Origin of the sequence: Pseudomonas sp. UMAB-08 (assembly GCF_900095225.1) — a bacterium.
Lineage (GTDB): Bacteria > Pseudomonadota > Gammaproteobacteria > Pseudomonadales > Pseudomonadaceae > Aquipseudomonas.
Genome location: NZ_LT607426.1, coordinates 31,670 through 49,161 on the forward strand (window position 1 = coordinate 31,670; position 17,492 = coordinate 49,161).

Genomic DNA, 17,492 nt, shown 5'->3' on the forward strand with positions numbered 1-17,492 from the left:
GCGTCGTAGATGAGTAACAAGAACAACGATGACTTGCAGCGCCAAGCCTCTGAAAACACCCTGGGCCTAAACCCCGTGGTTGGCTTGCGAAGTAAAGATTTGCTGACCACTGCCCGGATGGTTCTAACCCAAGCCCTCAGGCAACCGTTCCACAGCGTCAAGCATGTCGCTCATTTCGGTATCGAACTGAAGAATGTACTGCTCGGAAAATCCAGGCTGCAACCTGCCGGGGACGACCGTCGATTTGCTGACCCTGCCTGGAGTCAGAACCCACTGTATCGCCGTTATCTACAGACCTACCTGGCCTGGCGCAAGGAATTACACGACTGGATCGGTGACAGCAATCTGTCAGAACAAGACATTAATCGTGGTCACTTTGTGATCAATCTGATGACCGAAGCCATGTCGCCGACCAACAGCGCCGCCAACCCGGCTGCGGTCAAACGGTTTTTCGAAACCGGCGGCAAAAGCCTCCTCGATGGGTTGTCACACTTGGCCAAGGACCTCGTGCATAACGGCGGCATGCCGAGCCAGGTCAATATGGACGCCTTCGAAGTCGGCAAGAGCCTCGGCACCACCGAAGGCTCAGTGGTCTTTCGCAACGACGTGCTCGAACTGATCCAGTACAAACCGATTACCGAACAGGTGCTTGAGCGGCCGTTACTGGTCGTTCCACCGCAGATCAACAAGTTCTATGTGTTCGACCTGAGCCCGGATAAAAGCCTTGCACGCTTCTGTCTGCGCGGTGGCGTGCAGACGTTTATCGTCAGCTGGCGCAACCCGACCAAGGCACAGCGCGAGTGGGGCCTGTCGACCTACATCGACGCGCTCAAGGAAGCGGTGGACGTGGTCCGCGCTATCACCGGCAGCAAAGACATCAACATGCTGGGCGCCTGCTCCGGCGGTATTACCTGCACTGCGCTGCTCGGTCACTACGCCGCGCTGGGCGAGCAGAAGGTCCATGCCCTGACGTTGTTGGTCAGCGTGCTGGACACCACCCTCGACAGCGAGGTCGCGCTGTTTGTCGACGAAAAGACCCTGGAATCGGCCAAGCGCCACTCCTATCAGGCGGGCGTACTGGAAGGCCGTGACATGGCCAAGATTTTCGCCTGGATGCGCCCCAATGACCTGATCTGGAATTACTGGGTCAACAATTACCTGCTGGGCAACGAACCGCCCGTCTTCGACATCCTGTTCTGGAACAACGACACCACCCGCCTGCCCGCCGCATTCCATGGCGACCTGATCGAGATGTTCAAGAGCAACCCGCTGATCCGCGCCAACGCCCTTGAAGTGTGCGGCACGCCGATCGACCTGAAGCAGGTCACCAGCGATGTGTTTTGCCTGGCAGGCACCAACGACCACATCACGCCCTGGGGCTCGTGCTACAAATCGGCCCGTCTATTCGGCGGCAAGACTGAATTCGTACTGTCCAGCAGTGGCCATATCCAAAGCATTCTCAACCCGCCGGGCAACCCCAAATCACGCTACATGACCAACCCCGAGCTGCCGGTCGATGCCAAAGAGTGGCAAGAAAACTCGAGCAAACACACCGATTCCTGGTGGCTTTACTGGCAAAACTGGCAAGCCGAGCGCTCAGGTAAATTGAAGAAGGCGCCGAGCGTGCTCGGCAACAAAGCACACCCGGCCGGCGAAGCTGCACCGGGCACTTACGTACACGAACGCTAAACAACAAAACAGGGTGCTGATGGGTCTCTGGAAGTGCCATCAGCCTTCGACGCGCGGTCATGTGACGAGCAGTAATACGAGGATCACCTCGACCCATCTGGCAAAGCTCAGGACGGCTTGGCCAGCGGTTTAACCCATAGGGCCCGCGCATGTCGAAACCGTTTGTTTTCCGTACCATCGACCTGGATGGCCACACCATCCGCACGGCCGTCCGCCCAGGCAAGGGTGATATGACACCGCTGCTGATTTTCAATGGCATCGGCGCCAACCTGGAACTGGTCTTCCCGTTCGTCGACGCGCTTGACCCGGACATGGAAGTGATCGCCTTCGATGTGCCGGGTGTCGGCGGCTCTTCCACGCCCAGTCGCCCCTTCCGCTTTCCCGGGCTGGCCAAGCTGACCGCGCGGATGCTCGATTACCTGAATTACGGCCAGGTCAATGTGATCGGCGTGTCGTGGGGCGGCGCGTTAGCGCAACAGTTCGCCTACGACTATCCCGAGCGCTGCAAAAAACTGGTGCTCGCCGCGACGGCCGCCGGTGCGGTCATGGTGCCGGGCAAGCCTCGCGTGCTGTGGTTGATGGCCAGCCCTCGGCGATATATTCAGCCGTCCCATGTGATACGCATCGCGCCAGAAATCTACGGCGGCGCCTTTCGTCGGGATCCTCACTTGGCCGCTAATCACGCCGCCAAGGTCCGATCGTCGGGCAAGCTGGGTTATTACTGGCAGCTGTTTGCCGGGATGGGCTGGACCAGCATCCATTGGCTGCACAAGATTCGTCAGCCGACATTAATCCTCGCGGGCGACGACGATCCGCTCATTCCTTTGATAAATATGCGCATGCTGGCTTGGCGGATACCCAATGCCCAGCTACACATAATCGACGACGGTCATTTATTTTTGATCACTCGGGCCGAAGCGGTGGCGCCCATCATCATGAAATTTCTGCTGGAGGAGCGGCAACGCGCGGTCATGCACCCGCATCCGACCCCGATTCATCGATAGGTAACAGGTTTTAGTCATGGCCTGACGAAGGAGTGTTGCCCCCATGCGAGACAAGCCAGCGAAGGGCTCTGTGCCCACCCCGGCCACATTCATCAATGCGCAAAGTGTCATCAGTGGTTTGCGCGGGCGAGACGTGTTTTCCACGCTGCGCAGCGTGGCCGTCCAAAGCCTGCGTCACCCGGTTCACAGCGCACGTCATGTGCTGGCGCTGGGCGGTCAGTTGGGTCGCGTCATACTGGGTGACAACCTGCACACACCCAACCCCCGTGACAGCCGCTTCGCAGATCCGACGTGGCTGCAAAACCCCCTCTATCGACGTGGGCTGCAGGCCTATCTGAGCTGGCAGCATCAGCTCAAGAGCTGGATCGATGACAGCGAGATGTCCGAGGATGATCGCGCCCGCGCGCACTTCATCCTCTCCTTGCTCAGCGATGCCCTGTCACCCTCCAACACCCTGCTCAACCCGCTGGCGGTCAAGGAGCTGTTCAACTCCGGCGGCAGCAGCGTGTTCAAGGGCATCAGCCACCTGGTCGATGACCTGATGCACAACAATGGCCTGCCCAGCCAGATCACCAAAGATGCATTCGAGGTCGGCAAGACTGTCGCCACCACCCCCGGTGCCGTCGTGTTTCGCAACGAGCTGCTGGAGCTGATGCAGTACAAGCCGATGAGCGAAAAGCAGTACGCCCGGCCACTGCTGATCGTTCCGCCGCAAATCAACAAGTACTACATTTTCGACCTCAGCCCGACCAACAGCTTCGTCCAGTACGCGCTGAAAAACGGCCTGCAAGTATTCATGATCAGCTGGCGCAACCCGGATGTGCGTCATCGCGAATGGGGGTTGTCCAGCTACGTCGAAGCCATCGAAGAAGCGATGAACGTGTGCCGCGCCATTACTGGCAGCCGCGAAGTGAACCTGTTGGGTGCCTGCGCTGGCGGCCTGACCATGGCCGCACTGCAAGGCCATCTCCAGGCCAAGCGGCAAATGCGCCGGGTCTCCAGCGCTACCTATCTGGTCAGCCTGCTGGACAGCCAGATCGACAGCGCAGCGACCTTGTTCGTCGATGAAGAAACCCTGGAAGCCGCCAAGCGCCGCTCTTACCAACAAGGTGTACTTGATGGCCGCGACATGGCGAAAATCTTCGCCTGGATGCGCCCCAACGATTTGATCTGGAATTACTGGGTCAATAACTACCTGCTGGGCAAGGCGCCGCCGCCCTTCGATATCCTCTACTGGAACAACGACAGCACACGCCTGCCGGCCGCCCTGCATGGCGACTTGCTGGACTTCTTCAAATACAACCCACTCAGCCACCCCGGCGGCCTGGAAGTGTGCGGCACGCCCGTTGACCTGCAAAAAGTCACCGTGGACAGCTTCAGCGTGGCGGGGATCAATGACCACATCACGCCATGGGACGCGGTCTATCGCTCGACCTTGCTGCTCGGGGGCGACCGGCGCTTCTTGCTGGCCAACAGTGGTCACGTGCAAAGCATCCTCAACCCGCCTGGCAACCCCAAATCGAGCTACATCGAAAACAGCAAACTCAGCAGCGATCCCCGAGCCTGGTACTACGATGGAAAAACCGTCGAAGGCAGCTGGTGGCCGACCTGGCTGGACTGGATTCAGCAGCGCTCCGGCGCACAACGAGAAACCCACATGGCCCTCGGCAACCAGAACTACCCACCGATGGAGGCCGCGCCTGGAACCTATGTGCGCGTTCGTTGAAGTCTTGTCTTCACCCGCCCCTGTAGGAGCTGACTTGTCTGCGATCCGGTGCGAAGCGCCGGCAAAAAACAGGCGAACTCACTACCGCCTGAAGGCCCTCCGGGCCTTATCGCAGGCAAGCCTGCTCCTACAAGTTGACGTGTATTCCTGAAACCCCACACAAGAAGACTGGATGAAAACCCGCGACCGGATCCTTGAATGCGCCCTGCACTTGTTCAATCAACAGGGCGAACCTAACGTCTCGACCCTGGAAATCGCTAACGAACTGGGGATCAGCCCCGGCAATCTCTACTACCACTTTCATGGCAAAGAGCCGCTGGTCATGGGCTTGTTCGAGCGTTTTCAAACAGAACTGTCGCCGCTGCTCAATCCACCGGCCAACGCGCAATTGGCGCCCGAAGACTACTGGGTGTTTCTGCACCTGATCGTCGAGCGCCTGTCGCACTACCGCTTCCTGTTCCAGGACCTGTCCAACCTCGCTGGCCGCCTGCCAAAACTGGCACGCGGTATCCGCAACCTGCTCAACGCACTCAAACGCACCCTCGCGTCATTACTGGCACAGCTGAAAGCACAGGGGCAACTGGTCAGCGACACACAAGCGCTGGGGCAACTGGTGGAACAGATCAGCATGACCCTGCTGTTCTCCCTGGACTACCAACGCATCCTCGGCAAAGAAGGCGAAGTACGCGTCGTTGTCTACCAGATCATGATGCTGGTCGCGCCCCACCTGATCCCCGACTCGCGGCAGGGGGTAGAGAAGCTGGCGATGCATTATCTGGAGGAGTAGCCGAAACCGACCACTCCATCCCACAACGACTCGTCACATGCGGCACTTATGTCCCCGTAACAGGTAACGCACAAACGAAAAAGCCCGACCTTGCGGCCGGGCTTTTGGCAGTTCCTGAAAATCAGGACTGGCTGGCGGGCGTCGACGCAGTGGTCGTTGCTGGCGCTGGGGTTGCCGCTGAAGCAGCAATGGCCGTTGGCGTTGCTGCTACTGCCGGTTTGGCAACTGCGGGCTTGGGTGCTGCTGCTTTTTTCACTGCGGGTGCTTTCGCTGCTGCGGGCTTGGCGGCGGCTGGTTTAGCTGCCGGTTTCGCGGCAACAGGCTTGGCAACCGGTTTAACGGCTGGCTTGGCGGCTGCCGTTTTGGCCGGGGCTTTAACCGCGGGTTTGGCCGCTGCCTTGGCCACGGGTTTAGCAGCAGGTTTTGCAGCCGCTTTGGACGACACAGAAGCCACCGACGCACCGGTCAGTTTCTCGATTTGCTTGGTCAGGAGATCGACCTTGCTGTGCAGTGCCTTGACTTCGTTGCGGCTCGGGACACCAAGGCGCGAGATGGCGCTGTTCAGGCGTTTGTCGAAAGCACCTTCGAGCTCACTCCATTTACCCAGCGCAAGGTCCTTGACGTCGCCGACTCGGGATTTTGCCGATTGCGCTGTTGCCTTCGCTGCATCGACTTGTTTGTCGACGCCGCTCTTGGTCTGCTTTTCGGCCTTCTCGCCGTCTTTGACCAGGGTTTCGAAAAGCTTACTGCCGTCATTGCTGATTTTCGAGTAAGCGCCTAAACCAGCCAGCCAGATTTGACGGGAGTATTTTTCAACCTCGCCAATCCAGGAGCTGCCTTCTTTTTCAATTTTCTTTTTGCCAGCCATCCCGATCTCCTTATTGTTTATGCGCGACACGTTCAAGCAATGCCGTCAGCCCATCGAGCTTAGCAGAGAGTGTCTCAACATCATGTTTAGACGCAATGCCAAAACGATTCAAGGCGCGGGCAACACGGTGGTCAAAAGCCTTCTCGACTTTATGAAGTTGCACTTCGAACTTGCCCTTGACGCCTTTCACGTCTTCTTTGATCGTGTCGATCTCGCTGTTGGCTGCATCGAGCTGCTTATCGACGATTTTCTTACCCTTTTTTTCAACTTCTTCGCCGGTCTTGATCAAGTCTTTTACGTACTCGGCGCCTTCCTGGCCGGCCTTGGAGTAGGCACCCAGGCCAGCCAGCCAGATTTTGCGGGCATACAGTTTTACTTCGGAAAGGGCCGTGGCTTGCTCGGCATCAACTTTCTTCTTCAGGGCTACTTTGGCCATGGTGCACCTCACGCTCAAAAAGGTTGGAGGAACTGCCCACGGGGTTGATGGGCATGAACACAAAGTAATCAGAAAAATTAGAATGCTCACCCTAGGTTGGTGGCTATTTTGCGGGGCGACGGGCTGTGGAGGGGTAACGCGTTTAATCGATAAACATCACACAGCCGCGAGGGGATTCAGGGATTCAAGCCTGCAGTTCTTTGTCCAGGACCCTCTCGACCTCGGATTTGATCGCGCCGCTCATTGCCGACAGGAAGAAGTTAAGCTCGATGCTGACCCTGATCAATGTGTCTTCGACCTCGATTTTCCCCTTGGCGCCCTTACCCTCGAGTTCCACCACATCGCCTGACCATGTCGGTTTCAGCGCATATTTATCCGCCAGTTTGAGCACCAGGTGCTCGGCCTTTTCCCGCGCAGCTTCGCGGCCAAGGGCGTGTTCACGTTCAACAGTTATTTGGGCCATGCAAGGACTCCTTGGTCGGTTTCGAGCCACATTCTATATCGCGCCACCATGAGCAGCGAGACCAAGAGGAAACGTCAACCATGAGCCTTGTCAAGACAAAGGCTGCCCCGACGATTAGAATGGCCGCACTTTATTCCGGTGACAGCGATATGAACGATCCGCGCAAAGGCAGCGATGCCGAACCCACCACTCACTTCGGCTACAAAAACGTACCGGAAAGCCAGAAAGCCGAGAAAGTCGCTGAGGTTTTCCACTCCGTTGCGGCCAAGTACGACTTGATGAACGACCTGCTGTCCGGTGGCATGCACCGGCTGTGGAAGCGCTTTGCTATCGAGTTGTCTGGCGTCCGCACGGGCAACCGCGTGCTGGACATCGCTGGCGGTACTGGCGACCTGGCAAGAAAGTTTTCGCATCTGGTCGGCCCGACCGGCGAAGTCGTACTGGCGGACATCAACGCCTCGATGTTGAAGGTCGGTCGCGACCGTCTGCTGGATCTGGGTGTGGCGGGCAACGTCAAGTTCGTCCAGGCCGACGCGGAAAAGCTACCGTTCCCGGACAACCATTTCGACTGCGTGACCATTGCCTTCGGTCTGCGCAACGTGACGCATAAAGAAGACGCCCTGCGCTCGATGCTGCGTGTCCTCAAGCCTGGTGGTCGCCTGTTGGTCCTGGAGTTTTCCAAACCGACCAACGCGCTGATGTCCAAGGCCTACGACGCTTACTCGTTCGCGTTCATGCCGTTGATGGGCAAACTGATTACCAATGACTCGGAAAGCTACCGCTATCTGGCGGAGTCGATCCGCATGCACCCGAATCAGGAAACCCTCAAGTCGATGATGGTAGAAGCCGGTTTCGACCGCGTGACCTATCACAACATGACCGCAGGCATCGTTGCCCTGCATCGCGGCATCAAACCCTGATGTTACTCAGCGGCTTGCTCGCCAGCGTCGAGCTCGGCATCAACCGTGTGCTGCGCATGGACAGCACTGCCCTGCCACGCCTTGAACGCCTGGCAGGCAAGATGATTGCAGTCGATTGCCGTAACCCGGCCTTTCAGCTGTTCATTTTGCCCAGCGATGAAGGCTTGCTGTTGGCGGCCCACTGGGCCGCCGAGGCTGACTGTACCCTGCGTGCGCCAGCCTCGAGTTTGCTGCGCCTGGCCCTGAGCCAGGACAAAACCGCCGTGTTGCATGGCCCTGAAGTCGAGCTTGAAGGCGACAGCGCCGTGCTGCTGGAACTGGTCGGCGTACTGCAAGACCTTGAGCTGGACTGGGAGTACGAACTCTCGCGCTGGCTCGGTCCGGTCGCCAGTTCGTTGCTCGGGGGCCAATTGCGCAGCAGCGCCCGCTGGACCCACGACAGCCTGGCCAACCTCACGCACAACCTCGCCGACTACCTCAGTGAGGAGTCGCGCACCCTGGTGGGTCAACGTGAAGCCGAAGCCCGCTTCGCTGAACTGGACCAGACCAAGCTCGACCTTGAACGTCTCGAGGCGCGCTTCGAGCGCCTTGCCCTCTCCCTCAAATCCAGCGATAACGCATGAAGCTGCTTGCCGTCCGCCGTCTGTTTCGCATCCAACGCGTCGTGATCCGCTACCGTCTCGATGACTTGTTGTTTGCCCTGCCGTTACCCTGGTGGATGCTCGCCCTGCGTTACGCCATGCCGTGGCGCTGGTTCCCGCGTAAAACCCTGGAGCTGAGCCGTGGCGCACGCTTGCGCATGGCACTGCAGGACCTGGGCCCGATTTTCATCAAGTTTGGCCAGTTGCTTTCCACCCGCCGCGATCTGCTCCCCGAGGACATCGCCGACGAGTTGATGCACTTGCAGGACCGCGTGCCACCGTTCGATTCGCAGCAGGCCATCAACCTGATCGAAGAACAACTCGGCGCAAAAATCAGTGCCGTGTTCAGCCGCTTCGATGTCGCACCGCTGGCCTCTGCCTCTGTGGCGCAGGTGCATGCCGCGCAGCTGAAAACCGGCGAAGAGGTGGTGGTCAAAGTCGTGCGCCCCGGCCTCAAACCGATCATCAGCCAGGATCTGGCGTGGTTGTTCATACTGGCCCGTGTGGCCGAACGGCTCTCGGCCGATGCACGTTTACTGCATCCGGTGGAGGTGGTCAGCGATTACGAAAAGACCATCTACGACGAACTCGACTTGTTGCGCGAGGCCGCCAACTCCAGCCAGCTGCGACGCAACTTCGAAGGCTCGCCGCTGCTCTACGTGCCTCAAGTCTATTGGGACTGGTGCCGCCCCAAAGTACTGGTGATGGAGCGCATCTACGGCATTCAGGTCACCGACCTCGCGACCCTGGCCGATCAGCGCACCGACATGAAAATGCTCGCCGAACGCGGCGTGGAGATTTTCTTCACCCAAGTGTTTCGCGACAGCTTCTTTCATGCCGACATGCATCCCGGCAACATTTTCGTCAGCACCGTGCAGCCCTGGAGCCCGCAGTACATTGCCATCGACTGTGGCATCGTCGGCAGCCTGACGCCTGAAGATCAGGACTATCTGGCGCGTAACCTGTTTGCGTTCTTCAAGCGTGATTACCGCCGCGTGGCCCAGTTGCACATCGATTCGGGCTGGGTGCCAGCACATACCAAACTCAACGAATTCGAAGCCGCGATCCGTACCGTTTGCGAACCGATTTTCGAGAAGCCACTTAAAGACATTTCGTTCGGTCAGGTGCTGATGCGCCTGTTCCAGACCGCGCGCCGCTTCAACATGGAAGTCCAGCCACAACTGGTGCTGCTACAAAAAACCCTGCTCAACATCGAGGGTCTCGGCCGCCAGCTGTACCCGGAACTTGACCTGTGGAGCACCGCTCAACCGTTTCTGGAGCGCTGGATGCGCGAGCGCGTCAGCCCGAAAACCCTGCTGCACAACCTGCACTCGCAGGTTGAACAGATACCCCACCTGGCCAACATGACCCGCGACCTGCTGGAGCGCATGTCCAAGCCCCACGCCTCTGCCCCGCAGCCCGCGTGGCGTGAGCGTGGCGACGGCTGGGCGCTGCGTCTGACTGGCGCGGGTTTACTGGCAGGCGGCGCGGTACTGGGCTCGACCCTGGCCGCCAGCGGCACGGCCCTGGTCTCGCTGGGCGCGTGGCCAGCCTGGATCATGTTGGTGGCAGGTCTGTATCTGGTCGTGCGCCGATAGCCAGCAGCGCAGGTCGCTGGCACACTATTCAATCGCCGAGGCCTAAAGGCCCGGCTTGCGGAGTCGACGATGAAAGACTGGCTGGACGAGATTCACTGGAACAGCGATGGTTTGGTGCCTGCGATTGCCCAGGACCATGAAACCGGACGTGTGCTGATGATGGCCTGGATGAATCGCGAAGCGCTGAGCTTGACCGCGACCGAGAACCGGGCCATTTATTGGTCGCGTTCCCGTGGCAAACTCTGGCGCAAAGGTGAAGAATCCGGGCATGTGCAAAAGCTCCACGAAATGCGCCTGGACTGCGATGCCGACGTGATTATCCTGAAGGTCGAACAGATCGGCGGGATTGCCTGCCACACAGGTCGTGAAAGCTGCTTCTACCGGGTGTACGACGATGCCAGCTGGAAGGTCGTCGATCCGGTGCTCAAAGACCCGCACGCTATCTATCAGGCAGGACACACACATGACTGACACCCTGGCCCGTCTGGCCGAAGTGCTTGAAGCACGCAAGGGCGCCGCTGCCGACAGTTCTTATGTCGCCAGCCTGTACCACAAGGGTTTGAACAAGATTCTGGAAAAGGTCGGTGAAGAATCGGTCGAAACCATCATCGCTGCCAAGGATGCCGCCATCAGCGGTGATTGCAGTGATGTCATCTATGAGACGGCGGACCTGTGGTTTCACAGCATGGTGATGCTTGCAGCTTTGGGTCAGCATCCGCAAGCTGTACTCGATGAACTGGATCGGCGCTTCGGGCTGTCCGGGCACGCTGAAAAAGCCGCACGCTCTGCCGACTAAACACGCACCTCGAGGAGGAAAGTTTCATGGGTATTTTTGACTGGAAACACTGGCTCATCATTTTGGTTGTCGTCGTATTGGTGTTCGGCACCAAGAAACTCAAAGGTCTGGGTACGGATGTTGGCGAATCGATCAAAGGCTTCCGCAAAGCCATGAACGATGAAGAAAAACCTGCTGAACAGCAGCCGCCGATGCAACCGCAGCAGGCGCCTCAGGGTTCGACCCTGCATGAGCCACAGACCATCGACGCGCAAGCACATAAAGTCGAAGAGCCAATCCGCAAAGACTAGGTCGTGTTGAATGTTTGGTATCAGCTTCTCTGAACTGCTGCTCGTTGGTCTCGTCGCCCTGCTGGTGCTTGGTCCCGAGCGCCTGCCGGGTGCGGCGCGTACGGCTGGCCTTTGGGTCGGGCGGCTGAAACGCAGCTTCAATGCGATCAAACAGGAAGTTGAGCGCGAAATCGGTGCCGATGAAATCCGCCGACAGCTGCACAACGAGCACATCCTGTCGTTAGAGCAGGAAGCCAAAAAGATTTTCGCGCCGCAACAGACACCGGTCGAGCCCGTCGCTACGGTCAGCCCGCCAGTCGAGGCCCAGACCATCGCGCCGCCGACACCGGCATCGCTGCCCGAAACGCCCGTCGTCGCGGCTGAACCCGTTGCCGTTGTCCCGGCCGCTATTGCTCCAGCAGCTCCAGCCGAGGCTGCCCCGGTCGCACACGTCAGCCCGGTGCCAAGCGCACCGCCCGTCAACGATTCATCTTTGCCACCGCGAGCCCCATGAGCGCTGATATCCCGGAAAACGATCAGCAAATGCCGCTGATCTCGCACCTCACCGAGCTGCGCACACGCCTGTTGCGTTGCGTTGTGGCAATTTTCCTGATCTTTGCCGGGTTGTTTTACTTCACCCAGAAGATCTACACCCTGGTCTCCGCACCTCTGCGAGTGTATTTGCCCGAAGGCGCGACGATGATCGCCACCGACGTGGCCTCGCCGTTCCTGACACCGTTCAAGCTCACCATGATGTGCTCGCTGTTTCTGGCGATGCCGGTGATCCTGCATCAGATATGGGGCTTTATTGCACCCGGCCTGTACAAGCATGAAAAACGTGTCGCCGTACCGTTGCTGGTTTCGAGCATTATCCTGTTCTATTCAGGCATGGCCTTCGCGTACTTTTTGGTGTTCCCGCTGATTTTCCACTTCTTCGCCAGCGTGACCCCGGAAGGCGTTTCGATGATGACTGACATCGCCAGTTACCTGGACTTTGTCATGACCTTGTTCTTCGCCTTTGGTGTCGCTTTCGAGATCCCGGTGGCCGTGGTGCTGTTGGTGTGGATCGGCATCGTCGACGTCGCCTACCTGAAAAAAATGCGCCCGTACGTGGTCATTGGCTGCTTCGTGGTCGGCATGATCCTGACGCCGCCGGACATCTTTTCGCAGACATTGCTCGCGGTGCCCATGTGGCTGCTGTTCGAGATCGGCGTGCTGTGCAGCGGCTTGATCGTCAAGCGTGGCGATCACCCGGATGACCAGCCGGATGAGGACTCTGACAAACAAGACCAGCCGCCTGCGACCCAGCCGTGAACCTGCTGCTGCTCGAAGAAGCTGACTTTATCGCAGCTGACAGAGTCATCCTGCGCGACCGCCGCCTCAAGCACATGCAAGAGGTGCATCGCGCAGTGGTTGGCGACAGCCTGCGCGTAGGCCGCATCGGTGGCTTGCTCGGCACTGGCGAGCTGCTGCGCCTGGAAAGCCATGAAGCCGAATTGCAGATCAGCCTTGACCGCGCGCCACCGGCCAAACTGCCCCTGACCCTGCTGCTGGCCTTGCCCAGGCCGAAGATGCTGCGCCGGGTGTTCCAGACAGTCGCAACCATGGGCGTGCCCAGGGTGATTCTGCTCAACAGCTATCGGGTGGAAAAAAGCTTCTGGCAAACACCGTTTCTGGAGCCCGAAGCCATCCGTGAACAGCTTGTATTGGGTCTGGAACAGGCACGCGACTGCGTCCTGCCAGAGATTCTGATCGAAAAACGCTTCAAGCCGTTCGTCGAAGACCGTCTGCCTCAACTGGTTGAAGGCAGCCTCGGCCTTGTCGGTCATCCGGGTGACTACCCTGCCTGCCCGCGAGGCACTGATCAGTCCGTCACGCTGGCCATCGGCCCGGAAGGCGGCTGGATCCCCTACGAAATCGACTTGCTGAGCAAGGCTGGCCTCCAGCCGGTCCAGCTCGGCGAACGTATCCTGCGAGTCGAAACGGCTGTCACGGCCCTGCTCGCTCGCCTGTTCTAAAAAGATTCCCGCACCCGTCCGCAAGACTCGATTACGACGCAGCATGGAGCAATGGTCGAAATCTCCTACGTAATTAGTCCGACTTTATCGACCAACGCGCTTCAGTTCCGATCCCGGCGGCCGATGCAGGAGGACGCTACAACACGTTCACCCCAAGGAGCCGTCATGTACAGCTGGTTAGTCCGAAGCCTCGGAAATATAAGTGTCAGCCTGAAACTGGGCATCGGCTTCGGTCTGGTGCTGTTGCTCACAATCGTTATCACCCTTACGGGCTGGCAGGGCATGACGTCCCTGATTGAGCGAAGTGACAAACTGGCGTCCATCACCCAACTCAATGACTTGAGCAGGGACCTGCGTGTCACCCGACAACATTACGAAGTGCAACTTAACGCTGAATCCGCAGCTGCAGTAACTGGCGTTCTCGACAAGGTCGAGCAAAATCTGCGCACTGCAAAAACCAAAATCCAGAACAAGGCTGACCAGGACATGCTCGATGAGCAGACCCAGGCCACCGCAAGTTACCGTCGCGCTTTCGCTGACATGACCCAAGCCGTTCAAACCCGCGAAGCGAGCCGAGTGAATCTGGACACTACCGCCGACCGGGCCGCGGAGCACGTCTCTGGCATCGAGGAATCGTTGCTCAAAGGCGATAGCATTCTGGCGTTCAACAGTGTTGTGGAGCTGAGCAAGCTGATCCAGCAGGCGCACCTTCAGGTGCGCAGCTACACCTACAGTGGCAAGCCTGAATTCGAGAAAAACGCCAACGCCGCCATCGACGCAGCGCTGACCGGGCTTAACACCCTGCCCGGCTCGATACCGTCCGAATATCTGGGCAAGCTCAAAGACGCCAGCGATGCCCTCAAGGCCTATCGCAGTGCAGTGGGCCAATACCGTGATGCCCAACTGCTGAACCAGCAAGCGCTGGCGAAAATGTCGGGGCTGGGAGACCGCCTGCTGACACTCAGCGCCCAACTGTCTGCTTCACAAAACCTCAAGAGCGATGCTGACAGCGCTAAAGCCCGCTCCATGCTCGGCATCGCAACGGCACTGGCACTGCTGTTCGGTGTCATTGCGGCCTGGGCTATCACCCGCCAGATCGTCACCCCGCTGCTGCACACGCTCCACGTCGTGGAGCGCGTCGCTTCAGGTGATTTGAGCCAGGATTTACACGTCGAGCGCAAGGACGAGATAGGCCAGTTGCAGAACAGTATTCAGCGCATGACCATCAGCCTGCGCGCATTGATTGGAGGCATCAGCGACAGCGTGACGCAAATCGCCAGCGCCGCTGAAGAGTTGTCCGCCGTGACCGAGCAAACCAGTGCAGGGGTTAACAGCCAGAAGGTCGAAACCGATCAGGTGGCCACCGCCATGCACGAAATGACGGCGACCGTTCAGGAAGTCGCGCGCAATGCCGAAGAAGCGTCTGAAGCCGCCGTTGCCGCCGATCAACAGGCGCGTGAAGGCGACCGCGTGGTCAAGGAAGCCATCACCCAGATCGAACGTCTGGCCAGTGAAGTGAGCAATTCCACCGACGCGATGACTGAACTCCAGCGAGAAAGCGACAAGATTGGCAGCGTGCTCGACGTGATCAAATCTGTCGCCCAACAGACCAACCTCCTGGCGCTCAACGCCGCCATTGAAGCCGCACGTGCCGGGGAAGCCGGTCGTGGTTTCGCCGTGGTAGCCGATGAAGTGCGCAGCCTGGCCCAGCGCACGCAAAAATCCACCGAAGAGATCGAGGAGCTGATCGCTGGCCTGCAAAAAGGTACCCAGCAAGTGGCGACGATCATGGACAACAGCCGCAGCCTGACCGTCAGCAGTGTCGAACTGACGCGCCGCGCTGGCAGCTCGCTGGAGAATATTGCTCGCACCGCGTCGGCGATCCAGGGCATGAACCAGCAGATCGCCGCCGCCGCCGAGCAACAAAGCGCCACCGCCGAAGAGATCAACCGCAGCATACTGAACGTACGCGACGTCTCCGAGCAAACCTCCGCCGCCAGCGAAGAAACCGCAGCGTCCAGTGTCGAACTGGCCCGACTGGGTAACCATCTACAAATGCTGGTGGGTAAGTTCAGGGTGTAAAACAGCACAGATCTGTAGGCGCTGCCGCAGGCTGCGACAGCGCCTACAGATTTTGTAATAGACCCTCCCCCTCGATTTTCAGACTTTTCCTACGACCTGTTCAGGTCCAGCGACCCCTTCCCCTGCCGATGCGTTAACCAGGCACAACGATGTTTTGCCTTCTTTTCGCATCCTTTGCAGGAGAACTCCCATGTTCCGACCCCTGACCCAGGCTCTGGGCAATACAAGCGTCAAGCTTAAACTCGCACTGGGCTTCGGCCTGGTCTTAATGCTGACCCTGGCGATTACCCTGACAGGCTGGCATGCACTCGACACACTGATCGACCGCTCCGAAAAGCTGACGGCCATCGGTCAGTTGAGCAACGCGAGCAAGGACCTGCGGGTTGAGCGGATTACGTTTCGCGTGGAAAACACGCCGGAAAGCGCAGTTGCAGTGCTCAAACGCCTTAACGAACTGGAAGCACAGCTCAATGCGTTACGCAGCACCATGGACGACCCGGCCAACGTCGCGCTGCTGTCGGACCAGAGTGAGACCGTGCGCACGTTTGAAAAGACCTTCACCGAACTTGGGCAGACATTGAAGGAACGCGATAAAACCCGTGAACAGCTTGATCAGCACTCCGAGCTGGCGATGAAAACGGTGGCGCAGGTGGAAACCGAAGTGCTGAAGGCGGTCAGTCAGGAGCAGGACAGCAGCGAACGGCTGGGCGAGTTCACCAACATCGCGCAACTGCGTCAACAGATCGAGACTGCCCGCTATCACGTGCAGGCTTACTCATTCAGCGGTCTGGAACAGTACGAACTGGCGGCGATTGCAGCCATCGATGAAGCGCTCAAAGAGGTCAGCCAGATAGCTGAGGATCAGGCTGACGCTAATGTCTCCGGGCTGCAACAGGCCAATCAGGCCTTACAAAACTATCGCGAGAAACTAGGTCAGTTCAAAGACATTCAGATCAAGGCCGAAGCTGCGCAAGAGACCATGGAAGCGCTGGGCAATACGTTGCTCGCCTCCAGCGCTGAGTTGAGTAGCCGCCAGACCATCAAGCGCGATACCGAGGCGACGCAGGCACGTACCACCTTGACCAGCGTTGCCGCTCTGGCGCTGCTTCTCGGGCTGTCGGCCGCCTGGGTGATCACTCGGCAGATCATCGCGCCCCTACAGCAAACACTGATAGCGGCCGGGCGCATCGCTCAAGGCGACTTGAGCAAAGACCTGGTTATCGAGCGCCGCGATGAAATGGGCCAACTGCAAGTCAGCATGCAGCAAATGACCCTGAGCCTGCGCGAGCTGATCGGCGGGATTGGCGACGGTGTTGCGCAGATCGCCAGCGCGGCAGAACAGTTGTCTGCGGTGACGGCGCAGACCAGTGTCGGCGTGAATGGTCAAAAGGACGAAACCGATCAGGTCGCCACCGCCATGAATGAGATGACAGCAACCGTGAGGGAGGTCGCCCGTAACGCCGAGGCAGCGTCGAACGCCGCAGTCCAGGCCGATCAGCAAGCCCGTGAGGGCGACAAAGTGGTGGCTGAAGCCATCACCCAGATTGAGCGTCTGGCCGTTGAGGTCGGCAACTCAACCTTGGCGATGAACCAACTCAAACTGGAAAGCGATAAAATTGGCAGCGTGCTCGACGTGATCAAATCAGTGTCGCAGCAAACCAATCTGCTGGCCCTGAACGCTGCCATCGAAGCCGCTCGCGCCGGGGAAGCGGGCCGTGGTTTCGCAGTGGTCGCGGACGAGGTGCGCAGCCTGGCGCAACGCACCCAGCAATCCACCGAAGAGATCGAAGAGCTGATCGCTGCCTTGCAAAACGGCACCCAGCAGGTGGTGACCACCCTCGACAATAGCCGCGCCCTGTCGGACAGCAGTGTCGAATTGAGCCGTCGGGCCGGCGGTGCCCTGGAACACATCACGCTCACCGTCTCGACCATCCAGAGCATGAACCAGCAGATCGCGACCGCAGGAGAGGAGCAAAGCGCCGTCGCCGAGGAAATTACCCGCAGCGTACTGAACGTACGTGATATCGCCGAACAGACGGCAGCGGCCAGCGAGGAAACGGCAGCCTCGAGTGTCGAACTGGCGCGACTGGGAAGTCATTTGCAGGGGCTGGTAGGACGGTTTCGGGTGTAGGAGCTGGCTTGCCAGCGATCGGCTGCGGAGCGGTCGTAGAATGCCTGTACACGGTTTTGCTGAA

The 17,492-nt window shown here is 58.9% G+C and carries 18 protein-coding genes and 2 pseudogenes; 17 read left to right on the forward strand and 3 right to left on the reverse strand.

The genetic code is table 11. The annotated features are described in order from the left end of the window. Window positions 1-9 precede the first annotated feature (9 nt). The 4 genes from phaC (K0F75_RS19335) to K0F75_RS19350 all read left to right on the forward strand — a co-directional run bounded on the left by phaC (K0F75_RS19335) (window position 10) and on the right by K0F75_RS19350 (window position 5,206). On the forward strand, window positions 10-1,689 hold the full coding sequence (gene phaC / locus K0F75_RS19335; protein ID WP_219063579.1) for a class II poly(R)-hydroxyalkanoic acid synthase: 1,680 nt from the start codon (window positions 10-12) through the stop codon (window positions 1,687-1,689). Window positions 1,690-1,838: 149 nt separating this feature from the next. Then, on the forward strand, window positions 1,839-2,693 hold the full coding sequence (gene phaZ, locus K0F75_RS19340) for a poly(3-hydroxyalkanoate) depolymerase (protein ID WP_219063580.1): 855 nt from the start codon (window positions 1,839-1,841) through the stop codon (window positions 2,691-2,693). 43 nt (window positions 2,694-2,736) lie between these two features. Further along, window positions 2,737-4,419: a class II poly(R)-hydroxyalkanoic acid synthase gene (gene phaC, locus K0F75_RS19345; protein ID WP_219063581.1), complete on the forward strand. Its 1,683-nt coding sequence runs from the start codon at window positions 2,737-2,739 to the stop codon at window positions 4,417-4,419. A gap of 172 nt (window positions 4,420-4,591) precedes the next feature. Next, the gene (locus K0F75_RS19350; protein ID WP_219063582.1) at window positions 4,592-5,206 is read left to right on the forward strand and encodes a TetR/AcrR family transcriptional regulator; all 615 of its coding nucleotides are present in this window, start codon (window positions 4,592-4,594) and stop codon (window positions 5,204-5,206) included. Window positions 5,207-5,327: 121 nt separating this feature from the next. Here K0F75_RS19350 and K0F75_RS19355 read toward each other — a convergent pair whose 3' ends face one another. From K0F75_RS19355 to K0F75_RS19365, 3 genes are all read right to left on the reverse strand, one after another. Next, on the reverse strand, window positions 5,328-6,074 hold the full coding sequence (locus K0F75_RS19355; protein WP_219063583.1) for a phasin family protein: 747 nt from the start codon (window positions 6,072-6,074) through the stop codon (window positions 5,328-5,330). A 10-nt stretch (window positions 6,075-6,084) separates the two neighbouring features. After that, a complete protein-coding gene (locus tag K0F75_RS19360; RefSeq protein WP_219063584.1) occupies window positions 6,085-6,510 on the reverse strand; it encodes a phasin family protein in 426 nt (141 codons plus the stop codon). Between the two features lie 184 nt (window positions 6,511-6,694). Continuing rightward, entirely contained in the window at window positions 6,695-6,973 is a 279-nt protein-coding gene (locus K0F75_RS19365; RefSeq protein ID WP_219063585.1) for a polyhydroxyalkanoic acid system family protein, read from the reverse strand. Window positions 6,974-7,122: 149 nt separating this feature from the next. Here K0F75_RS19365 and ubiE point away from each other — a divergent pair, with 149 nt between their 5' ends. The 13 genes and pseudogenes from ubiE (at window position 7,123) to K0F75_RS26315 (ending at window position 17,428) form a co-directional block, all read left to right on the forward strand. Then, the gene (gene ubiE, locus K0F75_RS19370; RefSeq protein WP_219063685.1) at window positions 7,123-7,893 is read left to right on the forward strand and encodes a bifunctional demethylmenaquinone methyltransferase/2-methoxy-6-polyprenyl-1,4-benzoquinol methylase UbiE; all 771 of its coding nucleotides are present in this window, start codon (window positions 7,123-7,125) and stop codon (window positions 7,891-7,893) included. Next, a complete protein-coding gene (locus K0F75_RS19375; protein WP_219063586.1) occupies window positions 7,893-8,516 on the forward strand; it encodes an SCP2 domain-containing protein in 624 nt (207 codons plus the stop codon). The genes ubiE and K0F75_RS19375 overlap by 1 nt, the downstream gene beginning before the upstream one ends. Then, window positions 8,513-10,132 (forward strand): ubiquinone biosynthesis regulatory protein kinase UbiB, encoded by a 1,620-nt coding sequence (gene ubiB / locus K0F75_RS19380; protein WP_219063587.1) that lies wholly within the window; start codon window positions 8,513-8,515, stop codon window positions 10,130-10,132. The genes K0F75_RS19375 and ubiB overlap by 4 nt, the downstream gene beginning before the upstream one ends. 69 nt (window positions 10,133-10,201) lie before the next feature. Further along, on the forward strand, window positions 10,202-10,603 hold the full coding sequence (gene hisI / locus K0F75_RS19385; RefSeq protein WP_219063588.1) for a phosphoribosyl-AMP cyclohydrolase: 402 nt from the start codon (window positions 10,202-10,204) through the stop codon (window positions 10,601-10,603). Further along, window positions 10,596-10,928 carry a phosphoribosyl-ATP diphosphatase gene (locus K0F75_RS19390; RefSeq protein WP_219063589.1) on the forward strand — a complete coding sequence of 111 codons (333 nt, stop codon included), beginning with the start codon at window positions 10,596-10,598 and terminating at the stop codon, window positions 10,926-10,928. Before hisI ends, K0F75_RS19390 begins: the two co-directional genes overlap by 8 nt. A gap of 26 nt (window positions 10,929-10,954) precedes the next feature. Beyond that, on the forward strand, window positions 10,955-11,218 hold the full coding sequence (locus K0F75_RS19395; RefSeq protein WP_219063590.1) for a twin-arginine translocase TatA/TatE family subunit: 264 nt from the start codon (window positions 10,955-10,957) through the stop codon (window positions 11,216-11,218). Between the two features lie 10 nt (window positions 11,219-11,228). Continuing rightward, complete coding sequence (gene tatB, locus K0F75_RS19400) at window positions 11,229-11,711, forward strand: Sec-independent protein translocase protein TatB (protein ID WP_219063591.1); 483 nt, start codon at window positions 11,229-11,231, stop codon at window positions 11,709-11,711. Continuing rightward, entirely contained in the window at window positions 11,708-12,511 is an 804-nt protein-coding gene (gene tatC, locus K0F75_RS19405; RefSeq protein WP_219063592.1) for a twin-arginine translocase subunit TatC, read from the forward strand. The genes tatB and tatC overlap by 4 nt, the downstream gene beginning before the upstream one ends. Continuing rightward, the gene (locus tag K0F75_RS19410; RefSeq protein WP_219063593.1) at window positions 12,508-13,215 is read left to right on the forward strand and encodes a 16S rRNA (uracil(1498)-N(3))-methyltransferase; all 708 of its coding nucleotides are present in this window, start codon (window positions 12,508-12,510) and stop codon (window positions 13,213-13,215) included. The genes tatC and K0F75_RS19410 overlap by 4 nt, the downstream gene beginning before the upstream one ends. 282 nt (window positions 13,216-13,497) lie before the next feature. After that, window positions 13,498-14,439: pseudogene (locus K0F75_RS26300) on the forward strand (methyl-accepting chemotaxis protein); the annotation flags it as partial. 144 nt (window positions 14,440-14,583) lie between these two features. Continuing rightward, window positions 14,584-15,297 (forward strand): methyl-accepting chemotaxis protein, encoded by a 714-nt coding sequence (locus tag K0F75_RS26305; RefSeq protein WP_374029014.1) that lies wholly within the window; start codon window positions 14,584-14,586, stop codon window positions 15,295-15,297. Between the two features lie 268 nt (window positions 15,298-15,565). After that, a pseudogene (locus tag K0F75_RS26310) lies at window positions 15,566-16,573 on the forward strand (methyl-accepting chemotaxis protein); the annotation flags it as partial. Beyond that, window positions 16,565-17,428, forward strand: coding sequence for a methyl-accepting chemotaxis protein (locus K0F75_RS26315; protein ID WP_374029016.1), 864 nt, complete (start codon window positions 16,565-16,567; stop codon window positions 17,426-17,428). The pseudogene K0F75_RS26310 and the gene K0F75_RS26315, both read left to right, overlap by 9 nt. Window positions 17,429-17,492: the final 64 nt, after the last annotated feature.

Bases quoted from the DNA above. Each gene is read 5' to 3' on its own strand.
- phaC (WP_219063579.1), top strand. From the start codon at position 10: ATGAGTAACAAGAACAACGATGACTTGCAGCGCCAAGCCTCTGAAAAC.
- phaZ (WP_219063580.1), top strand. From the start codon at position 1,839: ATGTCGAAACCGTTTGTTTTCCGTACCATCGACCTGGATGGCCACACC.
- phaC (WP_219063581.1), top strand. From the start codon at position 2,737: ATGCGAGACAAGCCAGCGAAGGGCTCTGTGCCCACCCCGGCCACATTC.
- K0F75_RS19350 (WP_219063582.1), top strand. From the start codon at position 4,592: ATGAAAACCCGCGACCGGATCCTTGAATGCGCCCTGCACTTGTTCAAT.
- K0F75_RS19355 (WP_219063583.1), bottom strand. From the start codon at position 6,074: ATGGCTGGCAAAAAGAAAATTGAAAAAGAAGGCAGCTCCTGGATTGGC.
- K0F75_RS19360 (WP_219063584.1), bottom strand. From the start codon at position 6,510: ATGGCCAAAGTAGCCCTGAAGAAGAAAGTTGATGCCGAGCAAGCCACG.
- K0F75_RS19365 (WP_219063585.1), bottom strand. From the start codon at position 6,973: ATGGCCCAAATAACTGTTGAACGTGAACACGCCCTTGGCCGCGAAGCT.
- ubiE (WP_219063685.1), top strand. From the start codon at position 7,123: ATGAACGATCCGCGCAAAGGCAGCGATGCCGAACCCACCACTCACTTC.
- K0F75_RS19375 (WP_219063586.1), top strand. From the start codon at position 7,893: ATGTTACTCAGCGGCTTGCTCGCCAGCGTCGAGCTCGGCATCAACCGT.
- ubiB (WP_219063587.1), top strand. From the start codon at position 8,513: ATGAAGCTGCTTGCCGTCCGCCGTCTGTTTCGCATCCAACGCGTCGTG.
- hisI (WP_219063588.1), top strand. From the start codon at position 10,202: ATGAAAGACTGGCTGGACGAGATTCACTGGAACAGCGATGGTTTGGTG.
- K0F75_RS19390 (WP_219063589.1), top strand. From the start codon at position 10,596: ATGACTGACACCCTGGCCCGTCTGGCCGAAGTGCTTGAAGCACGCAAG.
- K0F75_RS19395 (WP_219063590.1), top strand. From the start codon at position 10,955: ATGGGTATTTTTGACTGGAAACACTGGCTCATCATTTTGGTTGTCGTC.
- tatB (WP_219063591.1), top strand. From the start codon at position 11,229: ATGTTTGGTATCAGCTTCTCTGAACTGCTGCTCGTTGGTCTCGTCGCC.
- tatC (WP_219063592.1), top strand. From the start codon at position 11,708: ATGAGCGCTGATATCCCGGAAAACGATCAGCAAATGCCGCTGATCTCG.
- K0F75_RS26305 (WP_374029014.1), top strand. From the start codon at position 14,584: ATGCACGAAATGACGGCGACCGTTCAGGAAGTCGCGCGCAATGCCGAA.
- K0F75_RS26315 (WP_374029016.1), top strand. From the start codon at position 16,565: ATGACCCTGAGCCTGCGCGAGCTGATCGGCGGGATTGGCGACGGTGTT.